Annotated in this window: 15 protein-coding genes; 8 read left to right on the forward strand and 7 right to left on the reverse strand. The window is 63.9% G+C overall.

Translation table 11 applies throughout. The features are described from left to right. The first annotated feature begins 505 nt into the window (after positions 1-505). The 6 genes from ACLQI9_RS17030 (at position 506) to ACLQI9_RS17055 (ending at position 5,295) form a co-directional block, all read left to right on the forward strand. The gene (locus ACLQI9_RS17030) at positions 506-1,363 is read left to right on the forward strand and encodes an SPFH domain-containing protein (RefSeq protein ID WP_442375840.1); all 858 of its coding nucleotides are present in this window, start codon (positions 506-508) and stop codon (positions 1,361-1,363) included. Next, entirely contained in the window at positions 1,360-1,584 is a 225-nt protein-coding gene (locus ACLQI9_RS17035; RefSeq protein ID WP_442375839.1) for a hypothetical protein, read from the forward strand. The genes ACLQI9_RS17030 and ACLQI9_RS17035 overlap by 4 nt, the downstream gene beginning before the upstream one ends. Then, on the forward strand, positions 1,581-2,123 hold the full coding sequence (locus tag ACLQI9_RS17040; protein WP_442375838.1) for a universal stress protein: 543 nt from the start codon (positions 1,581-1,583) through the stop codon (positions 2,121-2,123). The genes ACLQI9_RS17035 and ACLQI9_RS17040 overlap by 4 nt, the downstream gene beginning before the upstream one ends. 179 nt (positions 2,124-2,302) lie before the next feature. After that, complete coding sequence (locus ACLQI9_RS17045) at positions 2,303-3,208, forward strand: polyphosphate kinase 2 family protein (RefSeq protein WP_442391954.1); 906 nt, start codon at positions 2,303-2,305, stop codon at positions 3,206-3,208. Positions 3,209-3,342: 134 nt separating this feature from the next. Further along, positions 3,343-3,582, forward strand: coding sequence for a hypothetical protein (locus ACLQI9_RS17050; RefSeq protein WP_442391955.1), 240 nt, complete (start codon positions 3,343-3,345; stop codon positions 3,580-3,582). A 21-nt stretch (positions 3,583-3,603) separates the two neighbouring features. Further along, a complete protein-coding gene (locus ACLQI9_RS17055; RefSeq protein ID WP_442391956.1) occupies positions 3,604-5,295 on the forward strand; it encodes a SulP family inorganic anion transporter in 1,692 nt (563 codons plus the stop codon). Positions 5,296-5,669: 374 nt separating this feature from the next. Here the strand turns inward: ACLQI9_RS17055 and ACLQI9_RS17060 are convergent, their stop codons facing one another. The 5 genes from ACLQI9_RS17060 to ACLQI9_RS17080 are packed head-to-tail and all read right to left on the reverse strand — an operon-like array spanning position 5,670 to position 10,737. Further along, a complete protein-coding gene (locus ACLQI9_RS17060; RefSeq protein ID WP_442376824.1) occupies positions 5,670-6,152 on the reverse strand; it encodes a hydrogenase maturation protease in 483 nt (160 codons plus the stop codon). Next, positions 6,136-7,602 carry a Ni/Fe hydrogenase subunit alpha gene (locus ACLQI9_RS17065; protein WP_442376826.1) on the reverse strand — a complete coding sequence of 489 codons (1,467 nt, stop codon included), beginning with the start codon at positions 7,600-7,602 and terminating at the stop codon, positions 6,136-6,138. The genes ACLQI9_RS17060 and ACLQI9_RS17065 overlap by 17 nt, the downstream gene beginning before the upstream one ends. 15 nt (positions 7,603-7,617) lie before the next feature. Continuing rightward, the gene (locus tag ACLQI9_RS17070; RefSeq protein WP_442374616.1) at positions 7,618-8,247 is read right to left on the reverse strand and encodes an NADP oxidoreductase; all 630 of its coding nucleotides are present in this window, start codon (positions 8,245-8,247) and stop codon (positions 7,618-7,620) included. After that, positions 8,225-8,956 carry a 2Fe-2S iron-sulfur cluster-binding protein gene (locus ACLQI9_RS17075; protein ID WP_442376828.1) on the reverse strand — a complete coding sequence of 244 codons (732 nt, stop codon included), beginning with the start codon at positions 8,954-8,956 and terminating at the stop codon, positions 8,225-8,227. The genes ACLQI9_RS17070 and ACLQI9_RS17075 overlap by 23 nt, the downstream gene beginning before the upstream one ends. After that, the gene (locus ACLQI9_RS17080) at positions 8,953-10,737 is read right to left on the reverse strand and encodes an NAD(P)H-dependent oxidoreductase subunit E (RefSeq protein WP_442376829.1); all 1,785 of its coding nucleotides are present in this window, start codon (positions 10,735-10,737) and stop codon (positions 8,953-8,955) included. The genes ACLQI9_RS17075 and ACLQI9_RS17080 overlap by 4 nt, the downstream gene beginning before the upstream one ends. A 565-nt stretch (positions 10,738-11,302) precedes the next feature. Here ACLQI9_RS17080 and eno point away from each other — a divergent pair. Further along, complete coding sequence (gene eno / locus ACLQI9_RS17085; protein WP_442376833.1) at positions 11,303-12,568, forward strand: phosphopyruvate hydratase; 1,266 nt, start codon at positions 11,303-11,305, stop codon at positions 12,566-12,568. A gap of 110 nt (positions 12,569-12,678) precedes the next feature. Further along, positions 12,679-13,935, forward strand: coding sequence for an alpha/beta hydrolase family protein (locus ACLQI9_RS17090; protein ID WP_442391957.1), 1,257 nt, complete (start codon positions 12,679-12,681; stop codon positions 13,933-13,935). A gap of 277 nt (positions 13,936-14,212) precedes the next feature. Here the strand turns inward: ACLQI9_RS17090 and ACLQI9_RS17095 are convergent, their stop codons facing one another. After that, a complete protein-coding gene (locus ACLQI9_RS17095; protein ID WP_442376837.1) occupies positions 14,213-14,974 on the reverse strand; it encodes an MIP/aquaporin family protein in 762 nt (253 codons plus the stop codon). A 483-nt stretch (positions 14,975-15,457) separates the two neighbouring features. Next, positions 15,458-16,723, reverse strand: a 1,266-nt coding sequence (locus ACLQI9_RS17100) for an AMP-dependent synthetase/ligase (protein WP_442391958.1), incomplete at its 5' end; no start/stop codon positions are given.

Here is a 16,723-nt window from a genome sequence, read left to right on the forward strand (position 1 = left end):
GAAAGTACTGTGCAGGAGCTATTTTCGGCGTTCCCGGAGCGGGTGGTGTAGTCATGGTGATCCCCGGGTGTGCGGTTGTCACCGGAGCGTTCGGCACGAGCGACTGCTCTATGAGGGCAGCGGCGGACAGCCACCCTCATCCCGGACTGGTTGAGCTCCCAACGTCGTTGACGCTACACCCTGCGGACGGGTCCTGCCGTGCCGTTACCCGAGGAAGGCGATCTCGCGCCTCAATCTGTCGGGTAAGTCCCCGCGGGTGTAACCTCGGAGGTGCTGAGAATTTCAGCTGGTTCGGGATGAGTTCAGCTGTCCGCTGCAGAACTTGAGGAGCATTGGCTCCAAGGCCCCTACGCGCCGGTGATCGTCTGCGCATCAGGATCACCATGACTGCTCCACAGAGTTTCTCCACTCGACCGTCCCGCTTACAACACCCCCGAACAACGACGGCTGCGCATGACGTGGCCGCAGGCAGCCCTAAGCACCGCTCACCGACGGGTGCACGGCGATGAAAGCGGCGGGCGTCGTCGTCGTTGTTCTGGTCCTGCTGTCGCTGCTGGTGCTGGCGATGGCGGTGCGGATCGTCAAACAATACGAGAACGGCGTGCTGTTCCGGCTGGGTCGGGTGATCGGAGAACGCAAACCCGGGTTGCGGCTCATCATTCCGTTCATCGATGTGCTGCAACGGATTTCGCTGCGAATCGTGACGATGCCGATCCAATCCCAGGGGATCATCACCCGCGACAACGTCAGTGTCGACGTCTCCGCGGTGGCGTACTTCAAGGTCGTCGACGCGGTGAAGTCGGTGGTGGCGATCGAGAACGTCTACTCCGCGATCGATCAGATCGCCCAAACGACACTGCGCAAGGTCGTCGGACAGCACACCCTGGACGAGACGCTCTCGGAGACCGACAAGATCAACCTCGATATCCGCGCAATCCTCGACGTCACCACCATCGAATGGGGTGTACAGGTCACCCTGGTGGAGCTGAAAGACATCCAACTGCCCGACAGCATGAAGCGGGCGATGGCCCGCCAAGCGGAGGCGGAGCGGGAGAAGCGCGCGAAAATCATTGCCGCCGAGGGTGAATCGCTGGCCGCTGCCGCCTTGGGCGACGCCTCGGACACCATGATGGCCCACCCCCTGGCGCTGCAGTTACGCAATCTGCAGACACTGGCCGAACTCGGCGTCGACAAGAACAGCACCGTCGTGTTCCCGGCGCCGTTGATGTCGACCATCGCCGAACTCGGCACCTTCCTGGCCCGGGAAAGCGGCGCAGCAGCCCGGCCAGAGCTAGCGACCGCCGTCCTGAAACCGACTGCGGTGGTGGCCAATGGGGGGTCGACTGCGGGGAGCCAGCCATGATCATCATCCTGCAGTTTCTCCTGCTCTTGCTGTACAGCTGCTGGATCATGCGCCGCGCGGCGCGTGGGAGGTCGGCGGCTGAGGCGGACCAGCGTGCGCCCCTCAGAGCGACGGTGATCGGGCTCGATGACGACTCCCTGCACCGGCCGGCTAGCCGCGGCGCCTGGACCGCGCTGGACGAGCGCCAGCTCATCCAGCTGCTCAAGGACTCTGCGCCATGACACCAACAAGCCAACGAACTTCTACCGACGGACCGGAGCAGAGCAGGCAGATTGTCGTCGGTGTGGACGGGTCTCAAGGATCATTGAATGCGCTGCTGTGGGCGCTGGGGGAAGCGCGGGCACGCAAGCTTCCGGTCAACGCGGTCTTTGCGTGGGAGTACCACCCACGTTGGGTCGACCCTGGGCTGGGCAGCATGTTCCCGTTGGCCTATCAACCGGAAGGCGGTGTGCCTGCAGACGAGTTCGCTGACACAGCTGCTTCTGTGGAAAAGCTGCTGGACGCCGCGATTAGCAAGACCACCGAATCCGACCCGGACCGCGCGTCGGGTCAGGTCCCACTCACGCGGGAGATGCTGCAGGGCCACGCCGCGCACGTGTTACTCAAGAGCGTCAGCGAATGCGACACGCTGGTGGTCGGCTCTCACGGGCACGGCGGATTCCTGGGGGCGGTGCTCGGCTCGGTCAGCCAACATGTCGTGTCCCACTCGCGGTGTCCGGTAGTGGTCGTCCCCGCCCCGCAGCGGACGCCGAACGGCTGAGCAACCTTCCCTTGGGCACTGGGGCAAACCTCACCTCACCTCACAACGAAGACCGTCAGTCGACGAGCCCGCGACGCGACCGGAGTTGGCCACCACCCTTCTGCGAGGCTGACAGTGATCGTTGCCCTGCGCACGCGACACCCCGGACAATGGGCAGATGACATAACCAGGAGGCGAAGTTGTCGGCGCACTGGAAACGACTGGCGGAGGCTACCCGGGTAAAGCCGGGGTCCAACGTGGACCTGGCCAAAGACTTCGATCCCGGCCGCCACGACAAGCAGCTTCGAAAAGACCACGGCGCCGCGGTGCGGGCTGACGCGAAGGCGGCGCTGCTGGATTTGCAGGACCGCTTCTTCGCCCAGGCCGACCGGTCGCTGCTGATCATCCTTCAGGCCATCGACGCGGCCGGTAAGGACGGCACGATCAAGCACGTCATGAGCGGTCTTAACCCCGAGGGGGTCGACGTGTACAGCTTCAAGACGCCATCGGTGACCGAGCAGGCACATGACTACCTCTGGCGCCACCAAAGGTCGCTGCCGGAACTGGGCCGCATCGCGGTGTTCAACCGGTCCCACTACGAGAACGTATTGATCACCCGTGTGCACCCTGAGACGTTATGGCCACGCACCGCGGTGCTCGACGCTGAGGACATTTGGCAGCGGCGGTATCGCGAAATCAACGACTGGGAGCGCTACCTCACCGACAACGGGACCGTCGTCGTCAAGCTGTTTCTCAACGTCTCCAAGGACGAACAGGCGCGCCGGTTCCTTGAGCGCATCGACGAACCCGAGAAGAACTGGAAGTTCTCCCTCGCCGACCTACGCGAGCGCGCGTTCTGGGACGACTACCAGCGGGCCTTTCAAGACATGCTCAGCCACACCAGCACCGTCTGGGCGCCCTGGCATGTGATCCCCGCAGACCACAAATGGTTTAGCCACGTGTCGACTTCCGCAGTGCTGTTGGAGACGCTGCGGGATCTCAACCCGCAGTATCCGCAGGTCGACGCCACCGCCAAAGCTGAGCTGGCAGAGGCAAAGAAGGAGTTGGTGGGCAACGACGGCGACGCGGCCGCACAGTCGTCGTGACAAGGTGGACCCGCATGCACCCACGTCGACGGGGCGCACCTCCAAGACTCGCAGGCATTCTATGAGGACGCGACCATGAACCGCCCCGTGGCCAAAGCGGCCTCCACCGGGGATCAGACTAATTTCGAGTTCGCTTGCAGCACTGGCCCGTTGGCTGCGCGCCCGCAGGGGCGCTGCCTTCCAGTGTCGACTACCTCGGCGTCGCTATCAGCCCAGTGATGGTCGACTTGGCCACCAGCCGGCTTGCCGCCTGGACCGAGCGGGCCAAGGTGGTGCTTGTAGACGGCTCACTGCCGCTACCCGACGATGACGGGTTCGCCGGCCGTGTGCTGCCCACAACAAGACCGTGTCCACCACATCGGTCCCTGGTTTGAAGGGGTTGCGATGATGGGTCGATGCAGTCGGCAGCAGGGTTCACGGCGGGGTTGCTGGGGGCGCGGTCGATGCTGTTGTCCTCGCTGCACGGCTACCGATCGTCGTGGGTGATTGGCGACCTGGTCGCAGCGCTGACGTTGCTGGCGATCGCGGTGCCTGAGCAGTTAGCCACCGCCCGGCTGGCCGGTATGCCGCCGATCACCGGCTTGTACGCGTTTGTCGCGGGCAGCGTGATGTTCGCGCTGTTGGGATCGAACCCGCAGATGTCGGTCGGCGCCGATTCGACCATCGCCCCGCTGTTCGCCGTCGGCACCGCCGCCGTGGTGTCGGCCGCCTCCCCTGACTACGTGGCGTTGATCGGAATCCTCGCGGTGATGGTCGGTGTGGTGGTGGCCCTGGTTGGTCTACTGCGGCTCGGGTGGCTCGCCGAGTTTCTGTCGGCGCCGATCATCAGCGGATTCCTTGGCGGGGTAGCGATCATCATCGTGGTACACCAGCTACCTGATCTGCTCGGCCTGCCCGGCGCCAGCGGCAGCACACTGCACCGGGTGGGTGTCACGCTCAGCGGCCTGCATTTGATCAACGGGTGGGCGCTGGGCATCGGGGTCGGCGTGTTCACCGTCGTGGTCGTCGCCGAACGGGTCGATCGCCGGCTTCCGGGGGCGTTGGTCGGGCTGATCGGCTCGACGATCCTCGTCGCTGCGATGAAGCTGCACGCCCACGGGGTGATGGTGTTGGGTGCGCTGGCCCACGGCGCGCCGCACCTCGGGCTGCACGGGCTGTCCTGGTCGGCGCTGGGTGCGGTCGCGCCGATCGCCGGCGTGGTCGCCCTGGTGATTATCAGCCAGACGGCGGCGACGACCCGCGCGTTCGCCGACCAGGGCGCATATGAGGTCGACGTCAATCGCGACTTCCTCGGCGTCGGAGCCGGCAATGTCGTCGCCGGCCTGGTCGGCGCCTTCCCGGTGGACGCAAGCCCCCCACGAACCGCCGCTGTGGTCTCGGCCTCCGGGCGGACCCAGGTGGCCGGACTGGCTGCTGCCGGTGCCCTCGTGCTGTTGATCCCTGCCGTCGCCCTGCTCGAGGACCTGCCCTTGGCGACCCTGGCGGCGATTCTGATCTTCATCGCCACCCGAATCTTGCACATCCACGATCTCGTCGACATCGCCCGCTACGATCGTTTCGAATTCGGACTGGCTCTGATCACCCTGCTTACGGTCGCACTCGTCGGCGTCGAACAGGGCATCACCGTCGCGGTCGCGTTGGCCATCCTCGACCGCACCCGCCTCACCGCCCGCCCGCACCTGCACGTCCTGGGCCGCATCCCTTCGACCACCAGTTGGGCCCCGCTCGACGGCAGCGAACACGCCATCGAGGTTCCCGGGGTACTCGTGGTGCTGTTCGCGACACCCCTCTGGTATGCCAACGCCAGTCGTTTCAGGACCGACTTGACTGCCGCGGTCGACCGCGCAGGTCACTCACTTCGGCTCGTCGTGCTCGACGCGATGGGAATGACTGATGTTGATTACACCGGAGCATTGGCATTACGCCAGATGCTCGACCAACTCGACCACAGTGGCGTGTCCTTCGCGATGGCAAGAACCAACAACACGGTCCGCGCCGGCTTGGCGCGAAGTGGCCTGCTGGCGCGGATCGGCGAGGACCATTTGTTCGCCTCCGTCGGCGAAGCAGTTAACGCTCTGCACCCCTAAGCATCGTCGAGTTTGAGCACCAAGACCGACAAGGTGATAACAGGTAGTGCACCTTGGACATTGGATGCGAAACTCGCGCGTCCATGCCTTCCATCTCACCAACCCTCGTCTACGTGCCGAGATCGTTGCGCGGTCCCCGCCGTTCAGCGATCTGTGCAATGTGGCGTTGATTCGTGCCGGCTGCCCGGTGAGACGAACTGCGTTGGTGGCGGAGCAATTATCGGCTTGGCACCTGACCGATCATGGCCGTCGCAATGTCGGGTGCTCCCAGCGGCGAACTGGTGCCTTAGCGGACCGCGTCGCGATCTGTCTGGCGGGCAATCCGATACGGCAACGTCAGTGCCTGAAATTCGATGATTGGGTTGCCGCCGGCGCTACCGCGGTGTAGACAAGAACTCCAGTGAGTGGCTGAGGTTGTGTTGCGCCGAGCTGGTCAGTCCCTCCTGGAGTTCCCATTCGTAGCCGCGGATCGCCAGCAAATAGGCGTCGGGGACGTGCTCGAAGCACTGTTGGGTGGTCGCCAGGATTGACGGCACGGAGAGTGCGTGCGAGGTGAAGCTGAAGTCCAGCTTCGGCTCCGGACGGCTCAGGGTAAACGATTCGACCACAGGGTCTTTCGTGGCATCCACGAACAACACTCGCGTGTATCGGCTGATCAGATCGGCGTCTTCGAGGCCCAGCTGGTAGGTGCGGCGCAGGCGTGCGCGAGGCTGAGGATGGATTTGCTCGAGCCGTTCGATGAAGGCCCAGCCCAATCCGTCGTCCTGACGTCCGGCGTTGCCGATGCCATAGATCAGCGACGTGGGGTTGTCGAAGAACCCTAGAGTGACGCAGTGCGGTTCAGCGCGCGCGCTCATCGAGCACCCGCCCATGCGCGTCCACAACGGTGACGATCAATGGCATCTGTCCGAGGGCGTGGGTGGCGCAGCTCAGGCAGGGATCATAGGCGCGGATCCCCACCTCGATGGCATTCATCATGCCCTCGGTGATCTCAGCCTGGCCGCCGAGATAGTCCTGGGCGACGCTGCGTACCGTTCGGTTGAGCACCTGGTTGTTCTGGGTGGTGGCCACAATCAGGTTGGCAAAGGTGACGTTGCCTTCGCGATCGGCGCGGTAGTGGTGCAGCAGGCTCCCCCGGGGGGCTTCCACCACACCGACCCCCTCTCCGGTCCAGGCGTCCGCACCGGGTGACACCACCAGGTCATCCTTTTGCAGGTCGGGGTCGTTGAGCAGGTCCCGGACAACCTCGGCGGCGTGGATGATTTCGATGGTGCGCGCCCAGTTGGTATGCAGCGTCATGTTATTGGCGCGTCCGCCGGTGTAACCGTGGAACTTCTCCAGCGCTTCGGCGGCGATCGGGGTCGACAGGCCCCGTGTGACGTTGAGTCGGGCCAGCGGGCCCACCCGCACCGACCCCGCGTCGCGGCCGAGGTCGGTGAGGAACGGGAACTTCATGTAAGTCCACTTCTCGACACCCTCGGAGAATTGGTCGAGATAGTCGCGGTAATCAAACTCACGTACGAGCTTCTTCTGCTCGTCGACGACCCTGAGCCGCCCATCGTAGTAATCGACGTTGCCGTCATCGTCCACCAGACACATGTTCAGCGCCGACACGTTGGCGAAGCCGTCGACCTCGCTGCGGTGCTCGTCGTGGAAGTCGTAGAACATCTGCAGACCCAGCTGAGCGTCGTCGATGACCTCATCGATGGAGGACAATCCGTCCTCGCCCCGCAGGAATCGGTCCACGTCGGCCGCTGTGAGGCTCTTGTTCACGCCGCCGGGCACCGCGGAGACGCCGTGCATGCGCTTTCCAAAGACGGCCTCGATGACCTCCTGGCCCCACTTGCGAAGCCGGACAACACGTTTGACGAGACCAGGGTTGGCCTCGATCAGTCCGATAAAGTTGCGCTGCTCGGGCGCGGCGTCGATCCCGAACAACATTTCCGGCACCACCAGGTAGAAATACGCGGTGACGTGTGATTGCAGCATCTGTGCGTAGTGACCCAGCCGACGCATCTTGACTGCGGTCGGGGTGAGACAAGTGCCCGACGCCGGCCCGACCCCGATCATGTCGTCGAGGGCCTTGGCCCCGCCAAGGTGGTGGCTGACGAAGCAGATCCCACAGATCCGCTGCATGAGAACTGGCGCTTCCCAGTACGGGTGGCCCTGGATGAACTTCTCATAGCCGCGGAACTCCACCACGTGCAGCTTGGCGTCGATGACGTTGCGGTTGTCATCGAGTTCGATGACCACCTTTCCGTGTCCCTCGATTCGGGTGACCGGATCGATTACGATTGTTTTTGCCATACCGGCCATTCCCGATCAGTCGAAACGGTTGAGAGACTTGGGCAGATTCACGGGACGTCCGTTGACCAGATCCTCCAGGACCTCGAGGATTGCGTCCGCCTCCGGCGGGCAGCCCGGGACGAAGTAGTCCATCTGCACGACCTCGTGGCACGGGTACACGTTGTTGGTGAGGATGGGGATCCGACGGTCGTAGGGCACCACCGGGCTGGAGCCGGGCGGCGCCGTCGGGGAGTTCGTGTAGGCCTCCGCCAGACAATCCTTGAGCCCGACCAGGTTACGCAGCGACGGGACACCACCCCAGATCGCGCAGGCGCCGACCGAGATCAAAACGTCGCAGTTTTCCCTGAAGTGCCGCAGCGTCCTGATGTTCGCCTCGTTGGCGACCCCGCCCTCGATGAATCCGATCGCACACCGCTCCGGAATGCGCTTGATGTCGGTGAACGACGATCGCAGTATGGTGATTTTGTCCAACAGGGCGATCATCCGTTCGTCGATGTCGAGCAACGACAAGCTACAGCCCCAACAGCCGCATAAGCTGATCATCGAGACCTTGATCTTCTGGGCGCGCTTGGCGGCCACTTCCGGGTCGAGCGGGGTGGCCGGAAGTTCATGCGATGCAACCTCATTGGTGTCCGACGTCGTCACTTTCCTGCCTCCGTGATGGTTCGAGTGCCCGGTCCTTCACCGATTCGACGTCGTAGCGCCGCTCGCCGATAGGCTCGTCATAACCCACCCCTTTTTCGAGTATCGTTCCAACGGGACAGATGTCGACGGCCTCGCGGACCTGTTCGGCGGGCATCTTGTTGGCCAGTTCGACATCGATCTCGATGCGGGCCTGCGATCCGCGGCCGCTGATGCTGAAGATCTTCTTGCCGGTCTCGCGATCCCGAACGAACTCCACGCAACGCTGGCAGAAGATGCAACGGTCGCGCTCCAGCCAGATCGTCTCCGACGCATGGTCGGCAACCCGCTCAGGGAACTGGTACGGGAAACGGGACACCATCATGTCCACCTCATAGCCGACCGCCTCCAGCGTGCACCGGCCGGCCTTCTCACAGCTGGGGCAGTTGTGGTTGCCCTCGGAGAACAGCATCTCCACCAGCGCCTTACGCGCATCGGTGGTCTCCGGGTCGTTGACCTCCACTCGCATCCCGTCGCTGACCTTGACCGCACAGGCGGCGGCGACCGCACCGTTCACCTTGACCGAACACACCCGGCAGGTACCCAGGGCAGGATGTTCGGGCAAATAGCACAGGGTGGGGATGTAGACGCCCGCCTCGGCGGCGACATCGACGAGCGTCCTGCCCTCCTCGCAGGTTACGGTTTTGCCGTCGATCTCGATCCGCACGCTCACAGCGACTCCTGTGGTGCGAGCGCGGCAACGGCTTGGGCATAACCGGTCAGCTCTGCCGCTGGGTCGAAGGACGGCAGCAGGCCGCTGTTGCGCTCACGAAGTCGGGCCGAATAGATTTCCGGGAACTTCTTCAGCGTGGTCAGGATCGGATTGGGCGAGGTGGCACCAAGCCCGCATCGGCTGGTGGGAGCGACGATCCCACCCCAGGCAACCATGTCGTCGAGATCGGATCGGACCGCCCGACCCGCGGCTACCAGGCCGACCTTATGCCGCAGCATCACGTTGCCCGCACGACATGGCACACAGATGCCGCAGGACTCGTCGACAAAGAACTGCATGAAGTCCCCGACGATGTCGATCAGGTCGCGTTCGTGGTTGAACACCATGAAGGAGCCGTTGCAGGACAGATCGTCATAGGCGAGCCTGCGGTCGGCGTCGGCGGCCACCGAGAGCATCTCCCCGGCGGGGCCGCTGATCTGCACGGCCCGGGGGTTGTCGGCGCCGACCATGTCAAGCACCTCGCGCAACGTAACCCCCCACTCCACCTCATATATCCCCGGGGCGGCGCAGTCGCCGGCGACGCTGATCAGCCGGGTGCCGGTTGACCCTGGTACCCCCATTGCCGCGAACCACCCGGCACCCTCCTGCATGATCCGGCTCGCCGCGGCGAATGTCTCGACGTTGTTGACCACCGTCGGCTTGCCCAGGAAACCGCACTCGACCGGGAAAGGCGGCTTGAGTCGCGGCGTTCCGCGCTTACCCTCACAGGACTCGATGAGCGCGGATTCGTCGCCGCAGATGTAGGCCCCTGCACCCAACTGGATGCGGATGTCGAACCCGTCGCCGAGTACGCCATCTTCGCGTAGCTCCACCAGCTGTCGTGCGAGGTAGTCGCGCAGATACGCGTACTCCGCGCGAAGGTAGAGGATGCCATGCCGGGCGCCAACGCCGTGGGCCGCGATCGCCATGCCCGCGAATACCTGCTTGGGGGAATAGGTCAGCAACGCTCGGTCCTTGAAGGTCCCGGGCTCGCCCTCATCGGCGTTGCAGATGATGTACTTCTCGTCGCCGGTGGCTGCGCGGCAGAACTTCCACTTGTTGCCGGTGGGGAAACCCGCGCCGCCCAGCCCCCGCAGGCCAGACTGGGAGACGGTGGCGATCACGTCCTCGGGAGTCATCGCCAGGCAGCGGTGCAACAACGCGCGGTAATCGGTGTCACCGCAGAAGAACGCCGGCCCCGACGTGTGCACGGTGGTGCGTGTCAGTGCGTCGACATACGCCACATCGTCGGGTGGCAGGCCGGCCGGATTGGCGATCTGCGCCGGAGAATGACCCCTTTTCAGTCCCTCGATGATCTCGCCGACCGAAGCCGGTGTCAGGTCTGCGAACACGACATCGTCGATGAGCATCGCCGGTTCGTGGTCGCTCAACCCGATGCAGGCGGTTTCAAACAGCCCGAAATCGGCCGACCCGGGCCCGCCGAATCGTGTCCCGGTGTCGAGTTCCAGGGCCGCATACACCTGGCGGTAGCCGTGCATTTTCGCGATGACGTTGTTGCTCAGATAAATTCGGTGACGACCCGACGGCGTGGTGTGGAAGAAATGGTAGAACGTCGCGGTCTCCAGAACATCCTCGACGGACAGCCCGAGCCAATCGGCTATCCCGGCGGCGGATTCGGCGGAAATGTAGCCGAATTCGCGTTGCACATCCCACAAGATGTCCATGAGCCGAGTGCGGTCTGGCTCGTGCCGATCGAGAATCGTCGCGATACCGGAAGTCATCGTTGCTGCACCACCCTGTCACTCAGGGTATCGAGTTCGTCTCAGGCGGGACGGGGAATTAGAGCGGCGGCGGTGGCGCATTATTCGGGGTCTTCCCACGCACCCGGCTTGGGCCTGCGCTGTCGGCGAGCGTACCACGACCGAAGGGCTCTTGCGTTGACGAGCAAGCGTTTTCGTCAGCGGTCTGCGGGCGGAAAGTCGTCCGACGGGTGTAGCGTCAGAGGTGGTTGAGAATCTCAGCTGGTTCGGGATGAGTTTGGCTGCCCGCTGCTGAACTTGGGGAGCGTTTTGCTCCGAGCCTGAACATGCCGGTGGCCGTGTGTACTCCGGGATCGCCATTACTACTTCGTCCAGCTATTCTGCCCATCGCGTTCGCGTTGCCACTAACTGCGACCGGCGCGCGATCCCGTTAGCAATCAGAAACGAAAGTGGCGGGCGGGGCACACCCCAATCGCATGTTGACGTTGGACGGCCCACGGTCCCCGGGAAATTGCATTGGATGCTGGCGCGGGCGGTTTTGCGAATGGATCTACCACTGCGCCGTCCATGACTCGGAGGAGTTCAGGTGAACGTAAGTTTTTCGTCGATGTCGGCGATTGAGATTCTCGACTCGCGTGGTCGACCCACCCTGCGTGTGCGAGCGACCCTGCCCGACGGTCGCAGTGTGAGATCGGGGGTGCCCTCCGGTGCATCGACCGGCAGCCGCGAGGCGGTCGAGCTGCGAGACCACGACCAGAACCGGTACTCGGGGCTGGGCGTGCAGCAGGCGGTTGCCCACGTCAACGGAGCGATCGCCGACGCCGTGACCGGTCGTTCGTTCGCCTCGCTTGAGCAGGTTGACGGCGCCCTTCGTGGGCTGGACGGCACGGCCGACAAGTCGCGGTTGGGCGCCAACGCGATGGTGGGTGCGTCGATGGCCGCTGCCCAAGCATTTGCTCTCGAGTCCGGACAGCCCCTGTGGCGGTGGCTGACTCCTGACGGGGTGGTTCCGCGGCTGCCGGTGCCGCATTTCAATGTTGTCAATGGGGGTGTGCACGCGAGGAATGCGCTCGATTTCCAGGAGTTCATGATCGCGCCGATCGGGGCGCCGTCGCTACCCGAAGCGGTCCGTGCCGGCGCCGAGGTCTATCAACGGCTGCGTGCGGTACTGGCGGAACGTGGCTTCGAGACAGGGCTGGGGGATGAAGGTGGCTTCGCGCCCGAGATCGCCTTGCCAGAAGAGGTTTTAGGGCTCATCGTGCAGGCCATCAGCGACGCCGGTTACACCGCCGGGCGCGACGGCGTCGCGATCGCCCTCGATCCGGCCTCAAGCGAATTTCACCATGACGGCCGGTACGCCGTTGGCGGCGAGTCGTTGTCGAGCGAGGACATGATCGACCGCTACGCGCAGATGATCGACAAGTTCCCCATCTGGAGCATCGAGGATGGCCTCGGCGAGACCGACACTGCAGGCTGGCAGAAGCTGACCGGCAGGCTTGGCGAACGCATCCAATTGGTGGGCGACGACAACTTCGTCACCAACCCGGAGTTGATTGCGGGCGCCGTCAGCGCCGGCATCGGCAACGCCGCCCTGATCAAGGTCAATCAGGTCGGAACCGTGTCCGAAACACTTGAGGCGCTTCGGGTATGCCGGGACTCCGGATACGCCGCGATGATCTCGCATCGGTCGGGCGAGACGGACGACACGTTCATCGCCGACCTGGCCGTCGGTTCGGGATGCGGCCAGATCAAGTCCGGTGCACCGGCGCGAGGGGAACGCGTCGCGAAATACAACCGACTTCTCGAAATCGCGGCCTCGGCCCCGAAGCACCCATTTGGCTTGACGCACTGACGACAGCTGGTTTGGCATTGATCCACGAGACGCCTGGTTCGGGCTGGACGACCACCCAATGGTCGTCGCCTGGTACGGGCTCGACGCCTCCTCGACTAGAGGAACACGCGATGACATCTACACCGACAGTCCCGACCTTTTCAACGGCACCAACCGGTGTGGTGTTCGGCGCCACGCCTGGGATGCCCGGAGTCTTCACATCCAACTTCGACTATCAGCTCGTACGAGCGATGTGCGCCGGCTCTTATGGCGACGGCGGTGCGGTCGGTGAGTGCTTCTCAACGGCACGGCGGGTGGTGGACGGAGATATTGAAAGCTGGACCGTCGCTTGGAGTGACACCGCACAGCGAGTCGAGGCCATCGCCGAGGACTGCTTGGGCGCCGGCCATACTGTCAGTGCCCGCGAGGCGTTCCTTCGGGCGTCCATGTACTGGAACACCGCCTTCTTCTATCTCGAGCACAGCGACCCGCGACACCTCGAGATGTACAACCGGCATCGCTCGTGCTTCAGACAAGCAGCCACGCTGTTCGATACCCCGATCGAGCCGGTCAGCATCCCGTATGAGAACGGCAAGACGTTACCCGGCTATTTCCTGCGCGCCGATACCGACGGTCGCCCACGCCCGACCGTGATGATCCTCGGCGGAGGCGACACCACGTGTGAGGAACTGTTCTACTGGGGCGGCGGTGCCGCGGCGGTCCGCCGGGGGTATAACGCGTTCCTGTGGGAGGGGCCCGGTCAGGTCGGCGCGTACGCGCTGGATCCCGAGTTGACTTACCGCCCGGACTGGGAGGTGCCGACACGCTATGCCGTCGACTACGTCCTGTCCCGAGGCGACATCGACGCCGAGCGGCTTGCACTCACGGGGCACAGCATGGGCGGATACTTTGCACCGCGCGCGGCCGCGTACGAGAAGCGCATCACCGCCGTGGTCGCCAATTCGCTACTTCCGGAACTCAAGCCCCTCCTCATGCCCTTGATCAACCTTGATCCCGAAGTGCCCTATGGCGATGACCTCGAGGACAAGGCTGATCTCTCCAACCCGATGACGAAGATGGTCTTGACGGCGTTCAAGGATCGATTCGGGATGACCGGTCAGTCGCTGGCCGCCATGTGGGACAAGGCGGGCACCTACAGTCTGGCGGGACTCGAGGAGCACATCACCTGTCCTTTCCTGAGCCTGGCCGGCGAGGGCGAAGGATCGCAGGTAGTGGATGCGGGCCACGAGTTCTACGAGAAGCTGACCTGTCGCAAGTCGGAACGTATCTTTCGGTCAGCAGATGGCGGCGAGGCGCACTGCCAGATGAATAACCCGAGTCTTAAACACCAGGTCGAGTTCGACTGGTTGGGCGAAATCTTCAACTAGCCACCAAGGATCGCCGAGGAGATGGAGAAATTCTCAAGAGGCGCCCGGCAGGAATTGTGTTCGCACGTTTGGAATGTGAATAAGTGCGCGTGCGACCGCAGCTTCTGGTCCGTGACTGTAAACGACGTCCTGATCGCCAATCAGGACGGTCACGGATGCACCGCAGATGAACTGGCAAGTCTGCAGATTCCATGAGACACAACGAGTCAGTTGCACAGAAGTAACCCGGTGGCGGCCCATGCTGAGGTCCAGGGAGTCCGGACGAACCAAAGAGCAACTATAGGTCGGCGGTGTCGTCTGCTTCGAGCGTGCCCTGGGCCGCCTCCGCGCCGGCGGCCGTGGCCCGACCCTTCAGGATGTACTCGAACCCGACTGCGCTGCTGGCGCCGATCATCGGTCCGACCAGGTAGATCCAATACGTGCTCAGCTGCCCGCCGACGGCGTCGGGCGCAAGCGAGCGCATCGGGTTCATCGATGCACCCGTGACTGGCGCAGCCCACACGGCGACGACTCCGATGTACCCGCCGACTGCGATCGCGGCATTGGTTCCGATATTCCGGGCACCGGACGACGTGCCCAGGATGACGCTGACGAGGCCGAGCGTGAGCACACCCTCGATCGCGACGGCCACCCAGTCCGGCACACGAGGAGCCGGCACCGTCGCGCCGTGGATGATCCCGCCGATCGTCCACTGCAGGAACAGGCACGCCAGAAACGCCCCGATCGCTTGCGCCGCAATGTAACCCGGCACGCGGCGCCACGGGAAGTTGCCGCGCAACGCGAACGCCCACGTCACAGCCGGATTCAAATGTGCACCGGAAATGGTGCCCATGAAGTAGATGATCGCCATGACCATCGCGCCGGGCGCTATCACCTTCACCGGAAGGGTTAGCCCGCCGCCGTAGGGCTGTGCGCCGACTGCGCCGGCACCAGCGGCGACCAGCACCAGCAGGAACGTACCCCAGACCTCCGAGAACAATCGACGGTACTCGAGCCGGTCATCGAGGAATTCAGTCAGTCTGAGTGCATGCTCATCCATCAAGGCCGTCTCGCCCTGCCTCCTGGAAGCGGCGCCGCCGCGCCCACCGCTAGTGCGCTCATATCTTCAGCTCCGTCCAAGCGGCTGGGGCGAGGGAGTATTCGGCGAATGCGCCTGACCCGGCACCTGCTTCGGGGATGGGCAGGTTACGGATCTGCAGGGGGCATGGAAGTCAGTGACAACAGCGGCCTTTATCGCGTACTCCGATCGTTAGTCGTGGACAACGGGGGAATCGCCTGAGAGACTGCGAGTTTCAGAACAGGCCGAGTGGTTTGGCGCTGTGACTGGCCAGCAGATTTTTTGTCTGGCTATAGTTGTCAAGCGCCATGGGATGATTCTCGCGGCCGATGCCCATTGTGCGCAACTTTCACTCAACGCCTGCGGCGGCGCCGCGGTAAGGGCCGAACGACCATGACTAGGGGTGAGTCGGGCCCGGCCGAACAGCGCGGCGCGCAAAGTGCACCTCGCGGGTCCAGTGCTCGATCAGGTGTATAGGGCATCGAGGACTTGCTTGTTCTGTTCGGCGACTACGGACCGTTTCACCTTCAGAGACGGTGTCAGCTCACCGCGCTCGATGGACAGATCGTGGTCGAGCAGCACCCACTTTTTGATGGTTTCCCATCGGTTGAGTTCGCCGTTGAGCTTGACTATGTGCTCACCGATCAGCTCCCCCACCGCGGGCGCGTTGACCATCTCCTCGTATGTCGCGCCGTCGAGTCCGTTCTCGGCTGCCCACTCCGACATCAGGTCGGCATCCAGGGCGATCAACGCCACACAGAAGTTGCGGGCCTCCCCGAACACCATGAACTGGCTGGCATAGGGACACATCGCCATGAACTTCGCCTCGATCGCCGGCGGGGCGATGTATTTGCCGCCGGAAGTCTTGAACATTTCCTTGATCCGGCCGGTGACGGTGAGGAAGCCGTCGGCATCGATTTTGCCGAGGTCACCGGTGCGCAGCCAGCCGTCGTCGGTGAACGTCTCCGCCGTTTTATCGGGCAGGTTGTGGTAGCCGTCCATCACACAGGCGCCGCGGATCTGGATTTCCCCGTCGTCGTCGTTGATGCGTATCGACGTGCCGTCCATGGGCAGGCCCACGGTGCCCAACTTGTACCGATCGGGCCGGTTGACGCACGCCCCGGCCGCGGTCTCGGTCAGGCCGTAACCTTCCAGGATCAGCAGGCCCGCGGCGTGGAACCACTCGCCGATCTCGCGGTTCAACGGTGCCGCACCGGAGATGAAAAACCGGATGCGCCCGCCGAACACTTCACGCACCTTGCTGAACACCAGGCGGTCGAACAGCCCGTTCAGCAGCGACATCGGCAGTGGCGCGGCGCGACCGGCGCGCCGTCGCCGGTCCACCTCCAGCCCCACGGTGAATGCCGCCGCGAACAGCCGGGCCCGCAAGCCCCCCTGGGCTTGCTGGGTGGTGACGATGCGGGCGTGCGCCTTTTCGAAGATGCGGGGTGCGGCGCCCATGACCGTCGGTTTGACCACCGCCATGTTGTCGACGATCTTGTCGACGCGTCCGTCGATCGCGGTGACGAACCCGCACGCCAGCTGGGCGGTGATCAGGACCTTGCCAAACGCATGGGCCATCGGCAACCACAACAACTGCAGATCGTCCTCGCGCATCAGGTTCAGCGCGACGATCGCCTTCCCCTCATAGGCCCAGGCGGAATGCGGCAACCGCACACCCTTGGGCGGTCCGGTGGTTCCTGAGGTGTAGATCAACGTCGCCAACTGCTG

Source organism: Mycobacterium sp., from assembly GCF_052143115.1.
Lineage (GTDB): Bacteria > Actinomycetota > Actinomycetes > Mycobacteriales > Mycobacteriaceae > Mycobacterium.